Source organism: Serratia sp. X10 (assembly GCF_017811775.1).
GTDB classification, from domain to species: Bacteria; Pseudomonadota; Gammaproteobacteria; order Enterobacterales; family Enterobacteriaceae; genus Serratia; species Serratia ureilytica.
In genome coordinates, this window is the sequence record NZ_JAEIOH010000003.1 from 25,258 (window position 1) to 42,134 (window position 16,877).

Genomic DNA, 16,877 nt, shown 5'->3' on the forward strand with positions numbered 1-16,877 from the left:
GCATGATTATTCCGGCTTTGGATTTGATCGACGGCAACGTGGTGCGTTTGCATCAGGGCGATTACGGCCAACAGCGCGACTACGGCAACGATCCGCTGCTGCGCCTGCAGGACTATCAACAACAGGGCGCCCAGGTGCTGCACCTGGTCGACCTGACCGGCGCCAAGGATCCGGCCGCGCGCCAGATCCCGCTGCTGCGCAAGCTGTTGGCGGGAGTTAACGTACCGGTGCAGGTCGGCGGCGGCATCCGCAACGAACAAGACGTCAGCGCCCTGCTGGAGGCCGGCGCCACGCGCGTAGTGATCGGCTCCACCGCGGTGAAACAGCCGCAGTTGGTGCAAAGCTGGTTCGAACGCTATGGCGCCGACGCGCTGGTGCTGGCGTTGGATGTGCGCATCGACGCGCAGGGCGTGAAGCGCGTGGCCATCAGCGGCTGGCAGGAAGACTCCGACGCCACGCTTGAACAGGTGGTAGAGCAGTTCCTGCCCTACGGGCTGAAGCACGTGCTGTGCACCGACATTTCGCGCGACGGCACGCTGGCCGGTTCCAACGTGGCGCTGTATCAGGAGATCAGCCGCCGCTATCCGCAAGTGGCCTTCCAGGCCTCAGGCGGCATCGGCAATCTGGACGACATCGCCCAGCTGCGCGGCAGCGGCGTTGCCGGCGTGATCGTCGGGCGCGCCCTGCTGGAAGGTAAATTTAGCGTTGAGGAGGCGATTGCATGCTGGCAAAACGGATAATCCCGTGTCTGGATGTTAAAGACGGGCAAGTGGTGAAAGGCGTGCAGTTCCGCAACCACGAAATCATCGGCGACATCGTGCCGCTGGCGCAGCGCTATGCGCAAGAAGGTGCGGACGAGCTGGTGTTTTACGATATCACCGCCTCAAGCGACGGCCGGGTAGTGGACAAAAGCTGGGTGTCGCGCGTGGCGGAGGTGATTGATATTCCGTTCTGCGTCGCCGGCGGCATTAAAAGCGCCGAGGACGCCAGCCAGATCCTGTCTTTCGGCGCCGACAAAATCTCCATCAACTCACCGGCGCTGGCCGATCCCGAGCTGATTAGCCGCCTGGCGGATCGCTTTGGCGTGCAGTGCATCGTGGTGGGCATTGATACCTGGTTCGACAGTGAAACCGGCAAGTATCACGTCAATCAATATACCGGCGACGAGAGCCGCACCCGCGTCACCCAGTGGGAAACCCTCGACTGGGTGCAGGAAGTGCAGCGCCGCGGCGCCGGTGAGATCGTGCTGAACATGATGAACCAGGACGGCGTGCGCAACGGTTACGATCTGCAGCAGCTACGCCGGGTGCGCGAGGTCTGCAAAGTGCCGCTGATCGCCTCCGGCGGCGCGGGCACCATGGAGCACTTCCTGGAAGCGTTCCGCGATGCGGACGTCGACGGCGCCCTGGCGGCATCGGTGTTCCACAAACAAATCATCAATATCGGCGAACTGAAAAGGTTCCTGGTCGAACAAGGCGTGGAGATTCGCGTGTGCTGACAGAACAACAGAGAAACCAGCTGGACTGGGAGAAAACCGACGGCCTGATGCCGGCCATCGTGCAACACGCCGTTTCCGGCGAAGTGCTGATGCTGGGTTACATGACGCTGGAAGCGCTGGCGACCACCGAGCAGAGCGGCAATGTCACCTTCTTTTCGCGCACCAAGCAGCGCCTGTGGACCAAAGGCGAAAGTTCCGGCCACTTTCTCAAGGTGGTCAGCATCACGCCGGACTGCGATAACGACACGCTGCTGGTATTGGCCAACCCGATCGGCCCGACCTGCCACCTGGGCAACAGCAGCTGCTTCCATCCGGCCGCCAGCGACTGGACGTTCCTCTATCAGCTGGAACAGCTGTTGGCGGAGCGCAAGCACGCCAGCCCGGACAGCTCATACACCGCCAGCCTGTACGCCAGCGGCACCAAACGCATCGCGCAGAAGGTCGGGGAAGAAGGCGTGGAAACCGCGCTGGCCGCCACGGTCAACGATCGCGAAGAGCTGACCAACGAGGCCTCGGATCTGATCTATCACCTGCTGGTGCTGTTGCAGGACCAGGATTTGGATCTGAGCGCGGTGATCGGCCGGCTGCGCGAGCGGCATCAGAAAAAAGCGTGACGTTAAACCACGCGCAATAAAAAAGCCGCCGGGCGTTAACCTCGGCGGCTTTTTTTATCGCTCAACGAGCGGGCTTATTCCATCCATTCGGTATGGAACACGCCTTCCTTGTCGATGCGTTTGTAGGTGTGCGCACCGAAGTAGTCGCGCTGCGCCTGGATCAGGTTCGCCGGCAGCACTGCGGAACGGTAGCTGTCGTAGTAGGCGATCGCAGCGGAGAAGGTCGGCGTAGGGATACCGTTCTGTACGGCGTAGGCCACCACGTCACGCAGCGCCTGCTGGTACTCGTCGGCGATTTGCTTGAAGTATGGCGCCAGCAGCAGGTTGGCGATATCGGCGTCCGCCGCATAGGCGTCGGTGATCTTCTGCAGGAACTGGGCGCGAATGATGCAGCCGGCGCGGAAGATCTTGGCGATTTCGCCGTAGTGCAGATCCCAGTTGTTTTCTTTAGACGCGGCTTTCAGCTGAGAGAAGCCCTGCGCGTAGGACACGATCTTGCCCAGATACAGCGCGCGACGCACTTTCTCGATGAACTCGGCCTTGTCGCCGGTGAACGGCGCCACTTTCGGGCCGGTCAGCACTTTAGAGGCAGCAACGCGCTGATCTTTCAACGAGGACAGGTAGCGCGCGAACACCGATTCGGTGATCAGCGACAGCGGTTCGCCCAGATCCAGCGAGCTCTGACTGGTCCACTTGCCGGTGCCTTTGTTAGCAGCTTCGTCAAGGATCACATCGACCAGGTATTTACCCTCTTCGTCTTTCTTGGTGAAGATGTCTTTGGTGATATCGATCAGATAGCTGTTCAGCTCACCCTTGTTCCACTCGGCGAAGGTTTCGGCCAGCTGTTCGTTGCTCAGGTTCAGCGCCTGCTTCAGCAGAGAATAGGCCTCGGCAATCAGCTGCATGTCGCCGTATTCGATGCCGTTGTGCACCATCTTCACATAGTGGCCGGCACCGTCAGCACCGATATAAGTCACGCAAGGCTCGCCTTCCGCGACCGCCGCGATTTTCTCCAGGATTGGCGCCACCAGCTCGTACGCTTCTTTCTGGCCGCCAGGCATGATGGAAGGCCCTTTCAGCGCCCCCTCTTCACCGCCGGAAACGCCGGTGCCGATGAAATTGAAGCCCTGGTCGGACAGTTCGCGGTTACGACGGATGGTGTCCTGATAGTAGGTGTTGCCGCCATCGATCAGGATATCGCCCTTGTCCAGGTGCGGAGTCAGCGAGGCAATGGTTTTATCCGTCGCTTCGCCCGCTTTCACCATCAGCAGGATGCGGCGCGGTTTTTCCAGCGATTCAACAAACTCTTCAACGGTGTAATACGGCGCCAGGTTTTTGCCCGGGTTCTCAGCGATCACTTCGTCAGTCTTGTCGCCAGAACGGTTGAAAATGGAAACGGTGTAACCACGGCTCTCGATGTTCAGCGCGAGGTTGCGGCCCATTACCGCCATGCCGACAACGCCGATTTGTTGCTTGGACATTTAGGAACTCCTGTCTGAGGATGACCCTGCCGGCAACGTCGGCCAGCAGGTTTTGTGATGTGGCACACATGTTAACTCAGGATTGAGCCGGGTGGGTAGTGATTGGTGCGATAGGTCACATAATTGTCTTCTCGTAAGATGGTTATATGCGCTATCGCCAATGAAAAAGAGGGAATGACGGAAAAAGTTACTTCTTGATAAAATGTTTTTCAAAGAAGTGCCACGATAATGATGCCATTACCAACGTTAGCGCCAATACCAGTGCGAGTGATTGACCATGAGTTAACCAATCTAATTTCTTGATAGAAAGCAAGATCGGTAAATGCCATAGATAGATGCCATAAGAAATCGTTCCGCAATAGTAAAGTGGATACAATACTCTTTTCAGGAATGGTGTAATTTTAAGCGAACAGAGGGTCAACACGATCATGCCAAATGCCGCCGCCAGCAGGGTCCGGAAGAAGATAACCATCGCAGGATAATTCCAGAAAGATGAATACTTCAGGTATATACACATTACGCCTGTGGTAAGTGCAACGGCCAAAATCATTAAGGAAATTGTAGAATATTTTCTGTTGGAAACCAGCTTCTGACCAAGTTCAGAAGTGAGCAAACGGGCAAGTAAAATCCCCACGGCGAACTCATCTAACATGCCCGGAAGCTGAGTGGCGCTGACAAATAATTTGAAAACGCCAAGTGGTTGTTGTAAATCGACGAGATACACTGCAGCCAAGCGCCAGGCATAGGAAATGCCCAACGAGCAGAGTAGCAGCACCCACCATTTAACATGTTTTAGCCAATGTGCGGTGAGTGCAATAAGTATATAAAATTGCATCTCTACACCAAGCGACCAGTTACTTCCATTAATCGCGCCGTGCAAATCATAACTAAGGTTATGTATAAATAGTAAATGAGAGACCAGGTTTATTGAAAAATGATTAAAGAGAAGATAGGGAGAAACAAAAATGACAAAAACAGCCAACGTCAAATAATGAAGCGGTACAATTCTATTGAGACGACGCTTCATAAAAGGGACAAAAAATTTATCTTTTCCACTTCTATCCAGTTGATTGAAGGCTGACATAGCAATAACAAAACCGGAAATAACGAAAAACATATCGACCCCCATCCAACCAAAGCGGAACCACAGCCACGGCCAATTGGTAGGGAAAGAGCTCCAGTTAAAATGCTCTATGACATGGTAAACAACGACAGATATCGCGGCAAAGCCTCTAAGGATATCAATTGAATCAAAGTGATACTTCACGCTCTGAGTTCTTTCTTTTTGCTGTATTGGTTGCATCGCTATCTTGTCCTTAATAAGACAATTCATTTAAATACAAGCTCAAAAATCGTTAACGACTTGATCTTGGAAAGTCATGGTTAAATTTTGACTTATTTTATTCCCATTCCCTGATTATTAAGCTATTTTTGTTTTGGCAATTGGCTCAGGCAACTCTGGTTAAGGAATTCTTTATCCGGGTCGAAAAACCATCCCCATTTATTAAAATATTTTATTGCTGAAACTATATGGTATACAAGAAAACGCTTGTCTTGATAAGAACGACGCTGAGACTCATGAACCACCAGGGATTCAGGGAAATAACGTGTCTTATGTTTCAAGCAAATTCTACGAGAAAGATCGACATCTTCGAGATACAAAAAGAAGCGAGTATCAAAATACCCAACATCCTGAATAGCCTGATTACTCACTAACATAAAACAACCGGAAAGAGACGGCGCAAAGAAAGACTTAGTGTAGTCTGCACAATGCAATTCATACCGCTGATTCAAAGATCGCGAGAAACGAGAAACAAATCGACGAGCAAAAAGTTGATAAGGCGAGGGTAACAATTTACAACCATGCTGTAACCGTCCATCTGGATAAACGATTTTAGGGATAGCCAACCCCAACGCTTCCAATTGACTGAATCGGTAGAGCTTATCTACCTCCCCCTTCTCAAAGGCAATATCTGGATTGCAAATTAAAAAATAATCAGCAAGATTTTTAAACCTTTCAAAAACAGCATTATGGCCAGCACCAAACCCCGCATTATCTTTCGTTCGAATAATCTCGAGCTTTGACTCATTTAAATTTAGAAGCCAATCGCAATAACTGCCATTATCAACAATGACCAGTTTAGAAATACTTTCCTCTGCAAGAAGAGAAGCCAATGTCTTCTGAACAGATTGATATTCATGTCGGTACAATACAAGAGATGCTATTATTTTCACTTAACATACCAAGGTTTAAAGTACAGTCAGGGGAAACATAAACTTCCTGAAGAGTTTTAAGATGAATCCATGTCACAGTTGAATCTGCCAACAAATTTTCCATCATAAAGCAGTACGCTTCAACACCAGGCTAAACATTGAAAATATTATTTTCATCGTTCACCGCTAACCTACGTGCTAAAAAGTTCATATCTAAAACCTCAACGATAATTTTAGATATGAACTACGTTAAAAAGCCCCGCACATAACTATGTACAGGGCTTACAGCGAGAAACAGGACGAATTTAGTTCAGAAAGCGACGCTTAATACCTTTGATGCCTTCATTCTTTAATACTTCCCAACCTTTCTTGCCCATTGTGACGCCAGTGCGGGGATTGGAAAGCGAACGCTTAATAATGCCAACAAAACGATCTTTATCAAACTCAGCATTGCCACCGCGGAATCCAGGGGTGAGCACCGTACTGAACTGACGCAATGCGTCATCTTTACTGCTATTATCGAATAACTCAGGGTATTCTTTTGGACCTTGCTGCAGCCACCACTGGTTATAGGTATTCGCATCAAACGGCGTAGGGAAAGCTTTTTGCAAATCAATACGCTCACGGTAAACCAGGCGTTGCGCCTTTGAAATGGCAGAGCCATCAGAATGCAGGCCGTAAGCCCACACCACTTTGGCTAAAGGATCCTGCGCAAGATTCTTCGTCTGATCGTCATACCAATCAATCAGTTTGTGCACATCAGAATTATCCCCGGCATTTTTAGAAGCCATGATTCGATGAGCGCCGCTGTCGAAGCCTGTGAAGTGGTAGAAGCCTAACGGTTCACCATCAACAAAGTAATTTCCTTTCTCGTCAACGGTAAAATTGCGGGTTGTTAAATTCCAGGTAGCCACGTTGTGGCGGCTGGAACGCATGATCGCCACGTCGTTGAAGAAGGCAGGAACCAGATCGATCCAACGTTGGTCGGTGAACAGGCCGTTTGGAATATCTGCACGGCAGAAATGATAAATGCGCTCTCCCCACCATTTTGCAAAAGAGAGGCCGACATCGGTTGCCGCTACCGCGCAGAAACCCAAATTATACACGCCATGCTTCAGACTGCAGATCTCGTTATCCATCACGGCGGATAGAGACGTTTCAGGTTTTGTCTGGTGCGGTGTCAGCACGACATTCGCAGAGTCCAATGCCTCCAGAATGTCATCGAGGCGAGAAAAGACCACCGTATCGGGATCAAGATAGATAACCTTTTTACAGCCTGGCAGTTGCAGCAACCGTGCCAGCATAAAAGGTTTAATCGCCGTCGCCAATTCCACGATGGTGTGGCAGTACGCCCAACCTTTCCAATCCGGGATGTCTAATTCAGAAACTGAGACGACTTCGTCAAACGGTTCATTGCTAAGATCAATTTCAGGCCGTTTCTCATCGGCTAAGGCGAGGTGAATTGTCCATTCAGGGTGATATTTACGAATAGACTGAAACAGCATTCTCACTTTCGGAATATAGTTAAACGCTGCGCTAGTAAAAACATGAATCTCAGACATACCTGCCTCATTGGATTGTATAAATTTTTCGGTGGAATTTTATCAACTCTTGCAAGACGTTGCCAGCAGACATTGAGGACAAAATCAAACCGTTTGGATAATTCTTAAGTCGTTCAGCAGGCGCTCCCAGATTAAAACAAGCGACGGGATAACCAAGCTCAACCATTTCTTGTACAACGTAGGAAAACGTCTCAGGCCAGATCGAAGGGAATAAAATAACATTCACCCCTTTATCTTCGAGCAAATCTGGCAGCTCACTCTGCTTATAAGGACCTGTCTGAGTGACGATATCTGATGGACACGAGGCTTCAATAGCGCCGATTATGACAATATCCACCGGGCAATCCGTTTTTTTGATTTCGAGGGCCAACTCTTTAACAAACTCAGCCCCTTTGTGATAGCCAATTTGGCCTACGACACCAATGCGTAATCTCTCTTTTTGCTGAACTTCAGCCTTTCTAGGCATATAGCTCACAACGTGTGGAGCGACCACCGTTTTATCTGGTTGTATTTGATGGTAAACACGCCGATAAATATCCAACGTATTTTGAGAAAAAGTAATAAATTTATCTGAAGCGATAATCAATCCGCCCCACTGATCGCGCCACTCATTAATATCACCGGACTCAAATAATGTTGTAAATCCGTATGTGTTGTTTTTTAAGCATGAACGGCAAACTTGAGGAGCAGGAATATCACAATACTTTCCTTTGTCATCGATCAGAAAATGCGAAGGACAAATAGGGAAAAGATCGTGAGCCAATGTCGTCAGTGTAGCATTGGTTTTAAGCTTCAGATCGAGCAAAAAACTCGGGATGGTTTCAGGGTTTACAAATGAAACCCCGGTATTATAGACGATCTCCTGAATTTTCACATAATTCAAAAGTTCAAAAACAAACCCTTCATCCGGAATTTTATAATGCCCCTCGGCGCGCTCACTTTTGACAATCAATTTATAAGACAGCGTTCTTATATTGAATGCAAGAACCAATGCAGAGAATCCATCTCCGATCTTATCTTGTATCAGCCTGTTTCTATAATGATTAGCGCCCCCGCCCAGATCATGATCCAGGAAAAAGATAACTTTCTCTCGTTCTTTCGGATTTAAAATTTTAGAAATATCGCTCGCGACATTTAATCCTGTAGTGGGTTCATGGCGCTTATATCGCTTTATTTTATTATAAAGTAGCGAAACATTCCCACCTTTAAGCAACATCAAAGCACGTTTGACGAGCACAAACATTTGCTTTAAAACAATTTTTTTATTTATAGCCGCTTCGTTATTGTCATTGCCGGCGTGGATATAATGGCTTTCTGGCACATCAATGCTATCCGTAGTACCGTCCTCGTAGGTGCAAAGCAGTTTTAAGCGATGCTGTGCCACGGATGCACTGAATGAGCCATAAACAATATACCCCGAATGAGCCGCTTGCTCGAATTCAGAAAAATAGGAACCTACATCCTCTCGGCTTTTCCCATAGTCAATGTTAATGCTAGATAAAATACCACTTTCATCAATCTGGAGTAATGCGAGCTGCTTAATACTCTTGGTTTTGCTAAATATCCAGCCATAGCTGAATACCGTTGTCCCTCTTTTGACCATCGAGTCAATTGACCAATGAAGCGTCTCACTGCTCATATCAATTCCTTTTGCCTCTGAATAGTCTTGAGATCCGCCAAAAGATGCCAGACTTAATATTATTTAATTCTAGTTTTAACGTTTCTATCTCGTCCATACGCTCAAATGCCAATTTCTCGGCATAATCTTTGGATTTCAACAAGTCGCCGTAGGCTCGGCGCTGTTCTTCCAATACAGATTCGGTTTCAACGCGCTCAGCTTCCTGACTTTCGGCTTCATCCAATGCATGTAAGCCAGGCAACACATGCTCAGGGTACCAGGTATCAAGCTTATGTTTATCCGAACCCGATGAGAAAACCTGCAACTCTGATTCAAGAACCAGATATTCATCAAAGAGTGAACTATCTGCAGAGAATGATAAAGCCTCGAAGAGTTGCTTAATAAACTCTCCACGAGTTAATGAACGCCCATTCGCCGGCGGTGCGAAAGTGGATATTTTCCCAAGCAACGATAACGCCGCTCTGAATGTCAGATTACCCAGCGTAATCCCTTTTTTCGCCAACCACTCTCGTTCAAAGTAGCGTGGCTGCCTCTCGGCATCTATCAATATATTTGAAGGAATCGCATCCAAATAAGTCGACGGTAGAACAGTGTGCTGGCTAAACTCTTCAAAATGTATTCCTTCGCCTTTTAAACACACTTCCAGACATTCGATATAATAGCGGAAATAGCCGGCAACTTGCTCAATATCCCAGCCAGGCGTCGTCACAATCTTGATAAACTCTATGGGCAGAGGAACGCCTTTAATATATTTTTCAAACCCATCTAATTTAAAATCAACAAAATCATTTTCAATCGCCACCCCAGGGCTCAGCAAATGGCGTTTAACCTTAATTTCCTCATTCTCATCTTTGCTGAATACTGTTTCTTTATAAAACGGCGAATAGCGCTCGCTGCCATAATGAATAGCAAGCAAGTCCTTATCAATAAGCTCACTCGGCTCATCACTTGCCACCAGCAAGAAAGAGTTGCTGAGTTCGCAAGCTAAATTGTTTTTAAAAACAATTGGCCAAGCCAACTCGAGAACGAAGTTTAATTGCTCCGGCAATTGCATATCAGCACGTACAGATTGCGCAGCAAAAACGGAAGCATCGAAATTGGGATCACTGGCACCGTTAGACGTCACAACGGAAACGGGCAGTTTATAATCAGGGAACGGCAGCAACGTTTCAATCGTCTGTAAACCAACGCTTACGAGCTTCTGCTTCAGGATGTGATGCCCGAAAGTTTCTGCCTGTTCTTTCGTATAGCGCCCTTCAATACCATACATCGCCTGGCCCAGGTGATCTTCTCGCGCGCCGGAGAAATATTTCAAGCCAAGCTGGTTCTCAATCGCAATGATCAACTTCCCGCCTGGTTTAAGGCGCTTTTTAATTTTTTCAAGCATGCTCACTGCACTGTCTTCACCTTGACTGAATAGGTTAGAATACTCGAGCACGCCAATCAAAGTGATCACATCAAAGAGCACATTACTCTCGAAATCATCAAATCTTTCGCTGACTACGGTAACATTGTCCAGGCCTGCAGTCCTGGTTCTGGCGATCGTGGCGCGTCGCAAGCTTCCCTCTAATGCGACAACCTCACATCCCATTTCGCCTAAAAATCGCGTAATGGCTCCGCACCCTGCACCGACTTCCAAAATCTTAGTACCAGGCTGCAGGATGGATTTTAGCGGCCGTAACAAATTTGAGCGCAGGCTAGAAAAATGATAGGTCGTTACCCAATCTGTGCATTGAGCTTTGAGCTCAGCGGAAGATACACTTCGATCTTGAGTATTTTGAATAATGCTCAATAATAAATTTTCCTGCGTATCCCCATCACTATAGGGGATACCCGCATAATCTGGCTTTGCCCAAATGCCCGTGTTTTCACGAAAAGCATAAATATTTTTATCTAAAAGCATAGTTATCTACCGGAAGGTGGGTTAATGTCAAAATTCAACTCTAAATCTGCGATACCCGAAAAAGAATCAACGGTGGGCACCAAAAAGTGAATGACATCATATCTTCGATCATGCGGAATGACCTCGTTACTCATCATTGAAGCAATGCCGAGAGAAATGAAATAATCCCCTGCACCTAACTTATTTGAAAATTCGAATTCAACGACGGAAGAGCTCCCCGCGGCCCCATGTTTTAAGGTGTTCTCATTATTCAAAAGATGGGAGTTAGTATTATAAACAGTTTGACCTTCTTTCGTCTTAATGGCAAAACCAATAATGGGATTATGAACATCCCGTTCAAAACGCATCGAGCATCTAATCTTTACTTTTTCAGCGGAGTAAATTGTCGTTGGATTCAATCGTTCTCCAACACAAACCTGGTAATCAAGCCAAGTCGCTGCGCCGTCTCCCCAACGATACTCATTCTTATTATAATTGCTTTTATCGCTGAACTTGTCGCATTCTAAATTAAGCGTTTCACTCGTAACCGTGTGAGTTTCAACCGAGCTTCCAGCTGAGGAAGTTATTACTCCACTCTGAGCATTTGGCTGACTCTTGCCAAAAAGAATATCCATGTATTTATTGACTGCAATCTTCGGCGTTCCCTGATACAGTTTTTCACCGGAGTTCAATAACACAGCGCGATCGCAGTGAGTGACGATTTGTTCACCAGAATGCGTCACCAAAAGAATGCTGGTTCCGTTATCTTTCAACTGGCGTAGACGATCAAAACATTTTGCCTGAAACTTGGCATCCCCCACAGCCAATGCCTCATCGACAATCAAGATATCTGGATCCACCTGAGCCTGAACAGCGAAGGCCAATCGCACTATCATTCCGCTGGAATAGGTTTTTACCGGCTGATGGATAAACTCACCGATATCCGCAAAGGCAGCGATTGCATCTAACTTACGCTCGGTTTCTTCTTTGCTAAGGCCCAAGATCGCCGCATTGAGAAAAATATTCTCTAGCCCGGTAAACTCCGGGTTAAAGCCTGAGCCGAGTTCCAATAGAGCGGCAATACGCCCTTTCGTACTTATTGCACCGCTAGTCGGCGTCAAGGTACCGCAAATGATTTGTAGTAATGTCGACTTCCCGCTGCCATTTTTACCAATCAAACCAACGGTTTCCCCTTTGTTAACCTCAAAGGTGACACCTTTCAATGCCCAAAATTCTTTGTAGTAGCTATTCTGTTCACGCCCGAACATATGATTTATTCTTGGCAAAATGAACTGTTTCAGTCTGTCATGTGGGTTATTGTAGACATAAAAACATTTTTTTATGTCCTGAATGCTTATGGCAACGTTATCAGAGGACATCAGCAAATCCCTTTCTTGTTTTTTGGAAAACAACGAACCCAAACCATGCGAATACTGCACAACCAACAAGATAGCCAACGTACACGCTCAATGAAGGAACTGTGCCCCAATAAAAAATTTCTCTAAACTGAGAAATCGCTGGGGCTAGCGGGTTAATATTCAAGAGCGGTCTATATTTCTCTGGGATTGCTGTTATTGGATAGAATATAGGAGATAAAAACATCAAAGCAGTCACGAAAATAGAGATCATTTGCCCAACATCCCGCAAAAAAACACCTAATGCAGACAGTAACCAACCGACACCGAGCACAAAAATGAATAAGGGGAGAATAAATATTGGGAATAACAATACCGTGGCGTGTGGTAAACCAACCTCTATAAGATAAAAAATTAGCCATACGATAATGCTGATGCAAGCATGAAATAATGCGGAGGTTGCATTGACGATCGGTAATATCTCTAGCGGAAATATTACCTTCTTAACATAGTTGACATTAGATAATATTGTTCCAGGTGCTTTAATCGCACATTCACTGAAAAAGTTAAACACAATAAGTCCAGCGAACAAAACTAACGCAAACTCAGCTTTTGATGTGCTTTCTACACTCCAGCGTGCATTAAATATAAAGCTAAAAACGAATGTATAGACGACGAGCATGAAGATAGGGTTGAAAAAAGACCATAAGATGCCAAACAGAGACCCCTTGTAGCGCCCAGTAACTTCTCGTTTCGTCAAGTTAAAAATTAGTTTATGGTGCCGGAAGAAAGTCGCTGCAATCTCCCGCGGTGATGAGCTAAACGAATTTTGCATCAAAAAACCTATTTAATTTTTCTATCTGTAACGCTTCGCAACTCAGGCACTATCTCATCCCTTCGTGGCATAACTGACTATGTCATTTAATGCTGCCTGCCAATCGCTTGGTGCAATGCCAAAGACTTCGTGAATTTTTTCGCAGTTGAGCATGGAGTTGGCTGGCCTTTTGGCAGGTGTTGGGTAATCACTGCTTGGGATCGGGTTGATTTTTGTCAGATGAGGAGTGATGCCGCGCGCATGCGCCCGTTGCATGATTTGGTCAGCAAATCCCGCCCAATTGATATAAGGGGTTCCAGTAAAGTGATAAACCCCCCAATCAGCGAAGCTTTTATCGCAAACTTTCCCGGCGATGAGCAATAAAGCTTCCGCAATATCGCCCGCATAGGTTGGCCCACCAAATTGATCGCCAACAACGTTGAGTTCCGTTCTATCCTGTGCAAGACGAATCATCGTCTTCACAAAATTGCCACCATGTGTACCAAATACCCAGGCAGTTCGCAAAATGATATGTTGCGGGCAGGCCGCTGCGGCCGCGATTTCGCCGGCAAGCTTACTGGCACCATAAACACCTGTAGGCCCCGTTTCATCCCGTTCGCAATAGGCAGCTTGCTGCTCCCCCTGGAAAACGTAATCCGTTGATATATGTAACAACTTTGAATTACATGCCTGAGAAGCACGGGCCAGATTCGCAACACCGTCACGATTTATCATGTAGGCCTGATCGCTATCCATCTCTGCACGATCAACGGCAGTATAGGCAGCGGCATTGATAATCACGTGGGGGGAAAATGAATTAACGACTTTTTCTACCTGCTCCATGCAAGTGATGTCAAGCGATTGGCGATCAAGTGCTAAAACCTCCCACGTTTTTGGCGCTCGCAGAACCAGTTCTTTACCCACCTGCCCCGCACTACCCACTATCAAAATTTTCATCATTATGACCTGATAAATTTGCCCATTGTGACATTGATATTGCCGCGAATCACGACGCAATAAAGTATTATTTGCTCTGCTGAAGATCCATTAGGAATTTTCCCACTTTATCTTTATCTGACAGCAGGGGCGCCTCAATCGGCCATTCGATACCCACGGTCGGATCATTCCAAAGCAGACAACCTTCTGAAGAAGGATCGTAATAGTCCGTACATTTGTATTCAAAATCGGCGATATCTGACAGAACGACAAAACCGTGCGCCAAGCCAGGCGGCACCCAAAACTGAGTTTTGTTTTCTTCAGACAGGATGACACCTTCCCACTGACCAAATGTCGGCGAGTCGGGACGAATGTCTACAGCGACGTCAAAAACCTCGCCGCGCACGACACGGACCAGTTTTCCCTGCGGGTTCCGCGTCTGGAAATGTAAGCCTCGTAACACCCCTTTCGAAGAGCGTGAATGATTATCCTGAACAAAATCCAGGTCAATATCGAGCATCTCTTGGTAACGTTTTTTCTCGAATGTTTCTAAAAAGAATCCCCGTGCATCGCCGAATACTTTTGGGAGGATTGTTTTGACACCTGCAATTTTACTCGAAATAACATTCATTTTTACTAATCCAATAGCTCACTAGACATAAATCTATCATTAAAATATCTTAATATTAACCACAACTTGAATGGACCGCCGCAGTGCCCTGCTTGTCGATCAGGTTATTGCGATGCTAAACCTGTAAAACGTTGACAACGCGTATGCCGCCGGCAGAGACAGCGGACTGCTTGTTAGAGCCCTGAAAGGGTCACAAACCCCATTGATGAAGGGGATAAATATCAAATAATATCAAATAGTTATAAAGACCACTTTCATTATGACATGCTACCGCCCTTGGCTTACAGCAACCAATAGCTGACCGTACCGTCTCGCGATTTATCTTTGCAGCTTAAACAAGGCTAGCTTAACAGATGCTAAACCACACTTTTTGACCCGACATAAAGCGCGACAACCAAAGCACATTCTGCAAAAAAACTCGGCCCATATGATATCACCATCTATCCGAAAAGACCCTCGGATTATCTGCCCTCTCGCCATTACCTTAAAGTGATTGTTTAATAAATATTCATATAATCTAGTAACTTGCTGATTGTTCGACCGTTGGAAATCCTGTGAACGTTTCAGCACGTCGAACTCAGAAAGTGGCTTACATCTTGCAGAAATACTGAATGGGTTAACCAGGTATGCCAACAGGGGGGTCGTCGAGCATGACAACGGTCTTTGCTCAACGCATCGGACATCACTGTGGCATCTCACTTATATCTTTACTTCACAAGCCCCGACACTCACGCCCTAAAACTTAGTGGCTGCCAACGTTTCATCTTATTCGAACCGGACGGCAAGCCGCTGATCTGCCCGGCGTTCTGATATCGCTTATTTTATCGCTCTGTAAAACTTACCCAGGGTGTCTTTTTAGATAACAGCGGGTTATCCAGTAGTCATTCACTCCCGCGTCGGGTTGCATAATCAACCTACCGAATGCCCGAGCCTAAAGTTAGGCTCATAAAGCAAAGAGCCCATGGGAATAAAAAGTAAATAGAAATTGGCTTAAAAAAGAACGTCAGCATCATTTTATAACTTGCTGGTTATATAGAGAGAAACCCAATTTTAGTGCCCCACCTTAACATGAGGGCATATTTAGGTTAGGCCAAATTTGACATGAAGGCCAAAGAACCTTTATGCCCTCATTGCTTCTCGTCCCGCCCCTAATTACCCCCCCATAACTATTTGTCGCTATCAAGATATCTCAGTAAAGATTAACGATATCCAGGCGGATTTTTACTTTGCTAGTTCCATGTATCGCGCATCATCTCATCGAGACCCCGGGTCACTTTCCATCCCAGCTCTCGATAAGCCAGCTCTGCATCCGCCCAGAACGCGGGTAGATCACCGTCACGGTGCGGCAAGATTTGATAGGGAATCGTTACGCCTGATGCTTTCTCAAATGCATGAACCATTACTAACACTGAGTGCCCTATGCCAACTCCCAAGTTATGGGCCTTAAATCCATTGAGCTTCGGCAGATGATCCATTGCCTTCAGATGACCTTCAGCCAGATTCATTACATGGATGTAATCACGCTCTCCCGTCCCATCTTTAGTCGGATAATCCCCACCGAAAATGCCCAGTTTTTTCCAGTTTGCCGTTCACCACCTGCGAGATGTACGGCAACAAATTATTGGGAATACCATTAGGATCTTTGCCAATCAGGCCGGATTCGTGAGCCCCTACCGGATTGAAGTAACGCAAAGCAATGATCGAGAATTACGGTTCTGCTTTGGCAAAATCCTGCATTATCAGTTCCACCATCAACTTGGATGTGCCATAAGGGCTGGTTGTCCCGCCGTACGGTGTAGTCTCAACATAGGGCACCGGCGAATTGGCCCCCATATACGGTAGCTGAGAATTAGAAAATGAAATCATGTACGCCGACCTGACGCATAGCATCCAACAGTACCAACGTGCCGCTGGCATTACTCCAGTGGTTTGCGCGTCGACTCCCCGACGGCTTTAAGACCAGCGAAGTGGATGACAGCAGTGATCTCATGTGCGCCAAAAATGCGACGCAAGCATTCGGCATCCTGCACGTCTTCCTGATAGAACAGCGCGGCCTTTCCCGCCAGGTTCTCCACGCGGTACAAAGACTCCGTAGATGAGTTCGATAGCTTGTCCAACACCACCACGTCTTCGCTACGTTCCAGCAGATATAAAACGGTGTGAGGACCAATGTAGCTGGCACCACCGGTGACTAAATTTGTCATACTTTCTCTCTACTATGTATGCCAGTTCCGTAGAATAACTTGCGGTG

13 protein-coding genes and 1 pseudogene are annotated in these 16,877 nt (G+C 47.3%); 3 read left to right on the forward strand and 11 right to left on the reverse strand.

Annotated features, from left to right (window positions below; genetic code table 11):
• Positions 1 to 2: 2 nt before the first annotated feature.
• Genes hisA through hisIE form a run of 3 tightly spaced genes read left to right on the forward strand, consistent with a single transcriptional unit; the run spans position 3 to position 2,112 of the window.
• Entirely contained in the window at positions 3 to 740 is a 738-nt protein-coding gene (gene hisA, locus J9788_RS10465; RefSeq protein ID WP_033650627.1) for a 1-(5-phosphoribosyl)-5-[(5-phosphoribosylamino)methylideneamino]imidazole-4-carboxamide isomerase, read from the forward strand.
• Entirely contained in the window at positions 722 to 1,498 is a 777-nt protein-coding gene (gene hisF / locus J9788_RS10470) for an imidazole glycerol phosphate synthase subunit HisF (protein ID WP_046897027.1), read from the forward strand. Before hisA ends, hisF begins: the two co-directional genes overlap by 19 nt.
• The gene (hisIE, locus tag J9788_RS10475) at positions 1,492 to 2,112 is read left to right on the forward strand and encodes a bifunctional phosphoribosyl-AMP cyclohydrolase/phosphoribosyl-ATP diphosphatase HisIE (RefSeq protein WP_182264822.1); all 621 of its coding nucleotides are present in this window, start codon (positions 1,492 to 1,494) and stop codon (positions 2,110 to 2,112) included. Before hisF ends, hisIE begins: the two co-directional genes overlap by 7 nt.
• A 74-nt stretch (positions 2,113 to 2,186) precedes the next feature.
• Here hisIE and gndA read toward each other — a convergent pair whose 3' ends face one another.
• From gndA to galE, 11 genes and pseudogenes are all read right to left on the reverse strand, one after another.
• Positions 2,187 to 3,593, reverse strand: coding sequence for an NADP-dependent phosphogluconate dehydrogenase (gene gndA, locus J9788_RS10480; RefSeq protein ID WP_004938815.1), 1,407 nt, complete (start codon positions 3,591 to 3,593; stop codon positions 2,187 to 2,189).
• A gap of 187 nt (positions 3,594 to 3,780) precedes the next feature.
• Positions 3,781 to 4,896: an acyltransferase gene (locus tag J9788_RS10485; protein WP_182264823.1), complete on the reverse strand. Its 1,116-nt coding sequence runs from the start codon at positions 4,894 to 4,896 to the stop codon at positions 3,781 to 3,783.
• Positions 4,897 to 5,018: 122 nt separating this feature from the next.
• Entirely contained in the window at positions 5,019 to 5,828 is an 810-nt protein-coding gene (locus J9788_RS10490; protein WP_182264824.1) for a glycosyltransferase family 2 protein, read from the reverse strand.
• A gap of 284 nt (positions 5,829 to 6,112) precedes the next feature.
• On the reverse strand, positions 6,113 to 7,369 hold the full coding sequence (locus J9788_RS10495) for a glycosyltransferase (RefSeq protein ID WP_182264825.1): 1,257 nt from the start codon (positions 7,367 to 7,369) through the stop codon (positions 6,113 to 6,115).
• A 7-nt stretch (positions 7,370 to 7,376) separates the two neighbouring features.
• Positions 7,377 to 9,008: a glycosyltransferase gene (locus tag J9788_RS10500; protein ID WP_182264826.1), complete on the reverse strand. Its 1,632-nt coding sequence runs from the start codon at positions 9,006 to 9,008 to the stop codon at positions 7,377 to 7,379.
• A gap of 1 nt (position 9,009) precedes the next feature.
• A complete protein-coding gene (locus J9788_RS10505) occupies positions 9,010 to 10,911 on the reverse strand; it encodes a bifunctional 2-polyprenyl-6-hydroxyphenol methylase/3-demethylubiquinol 3-O-methyltransferase UbiG (protein WP_182264827.1) in 1,902 nt (633 codons plus the stop codon).
• Between the two features lie 2 nt (positions 10,912 to 10,913).
• Positions 10,914 to 12,269 carry an ABC transporter ATP-binding protein gene (locus J9788_RS10510; RefSeq protein WP_182264828.1) on the reverse strand — a complete coding sequence of 452 codons (1,356 nt, stop codon included), beginning with the start codon at positions 12,267 to 12,269 and terminating at the stop codon, positions 10,914 to 10,916.
• Positions 12,259 to 13,080, reverse strand: a complete 822-nt coding sequence (locus tag J9788_RS10515) for an ABC transporter permease (protein WP_182264829.1) — start codon at positions 13,078 to 13,080, stop codon at positions 12,259 to 12,261. The genes J9788_RS10510 and J9788_RS10515 overlap by 11 nt, the downstream gene beginning before the upstream one ends.
• Before the next feature lie 54 nt (positions 13,081 to 13,134).
• Positions 13,135 to 14,019: a dTDP-4-dehydrorhamnose reductase gene (gene rfbD, locus J9788_RS10520; RefSeq protein WP_182264830.1), complete on the reverse strand. Its 885-nt coding sequence runs from the start codon at positions 14,017 to 14,019 to the stop codon at positions 13,135 to 13,137.
• 64 nt (positions 14,020 to 14,083) lie between these two features.
• Positions 14,084 to 14,626: a dTDP-4-dehydrorhamnose 3,5-epimerase gene (gene rfbC / locus J9788_RS10525; RefSeq protein WP_182264831.1), complete on the reverse strand. Its 543-nt coding sequence runs from the start codon at positions 14,624 to 14,626 to the stop codon at positions 14,084 to 14,086.
• Between the two features lie 1,229 nt (positions 14,627 to 15,855).
• Positions 15,856 to 16,830, reverse strand: a pseudogene (gene galE / locus J9788_RS10530) (UDP-glucose 4-epimerase GalE).
• Between the last annotated feature and the right edge of the window lie 47 nt (positions 16,831 to 16,877).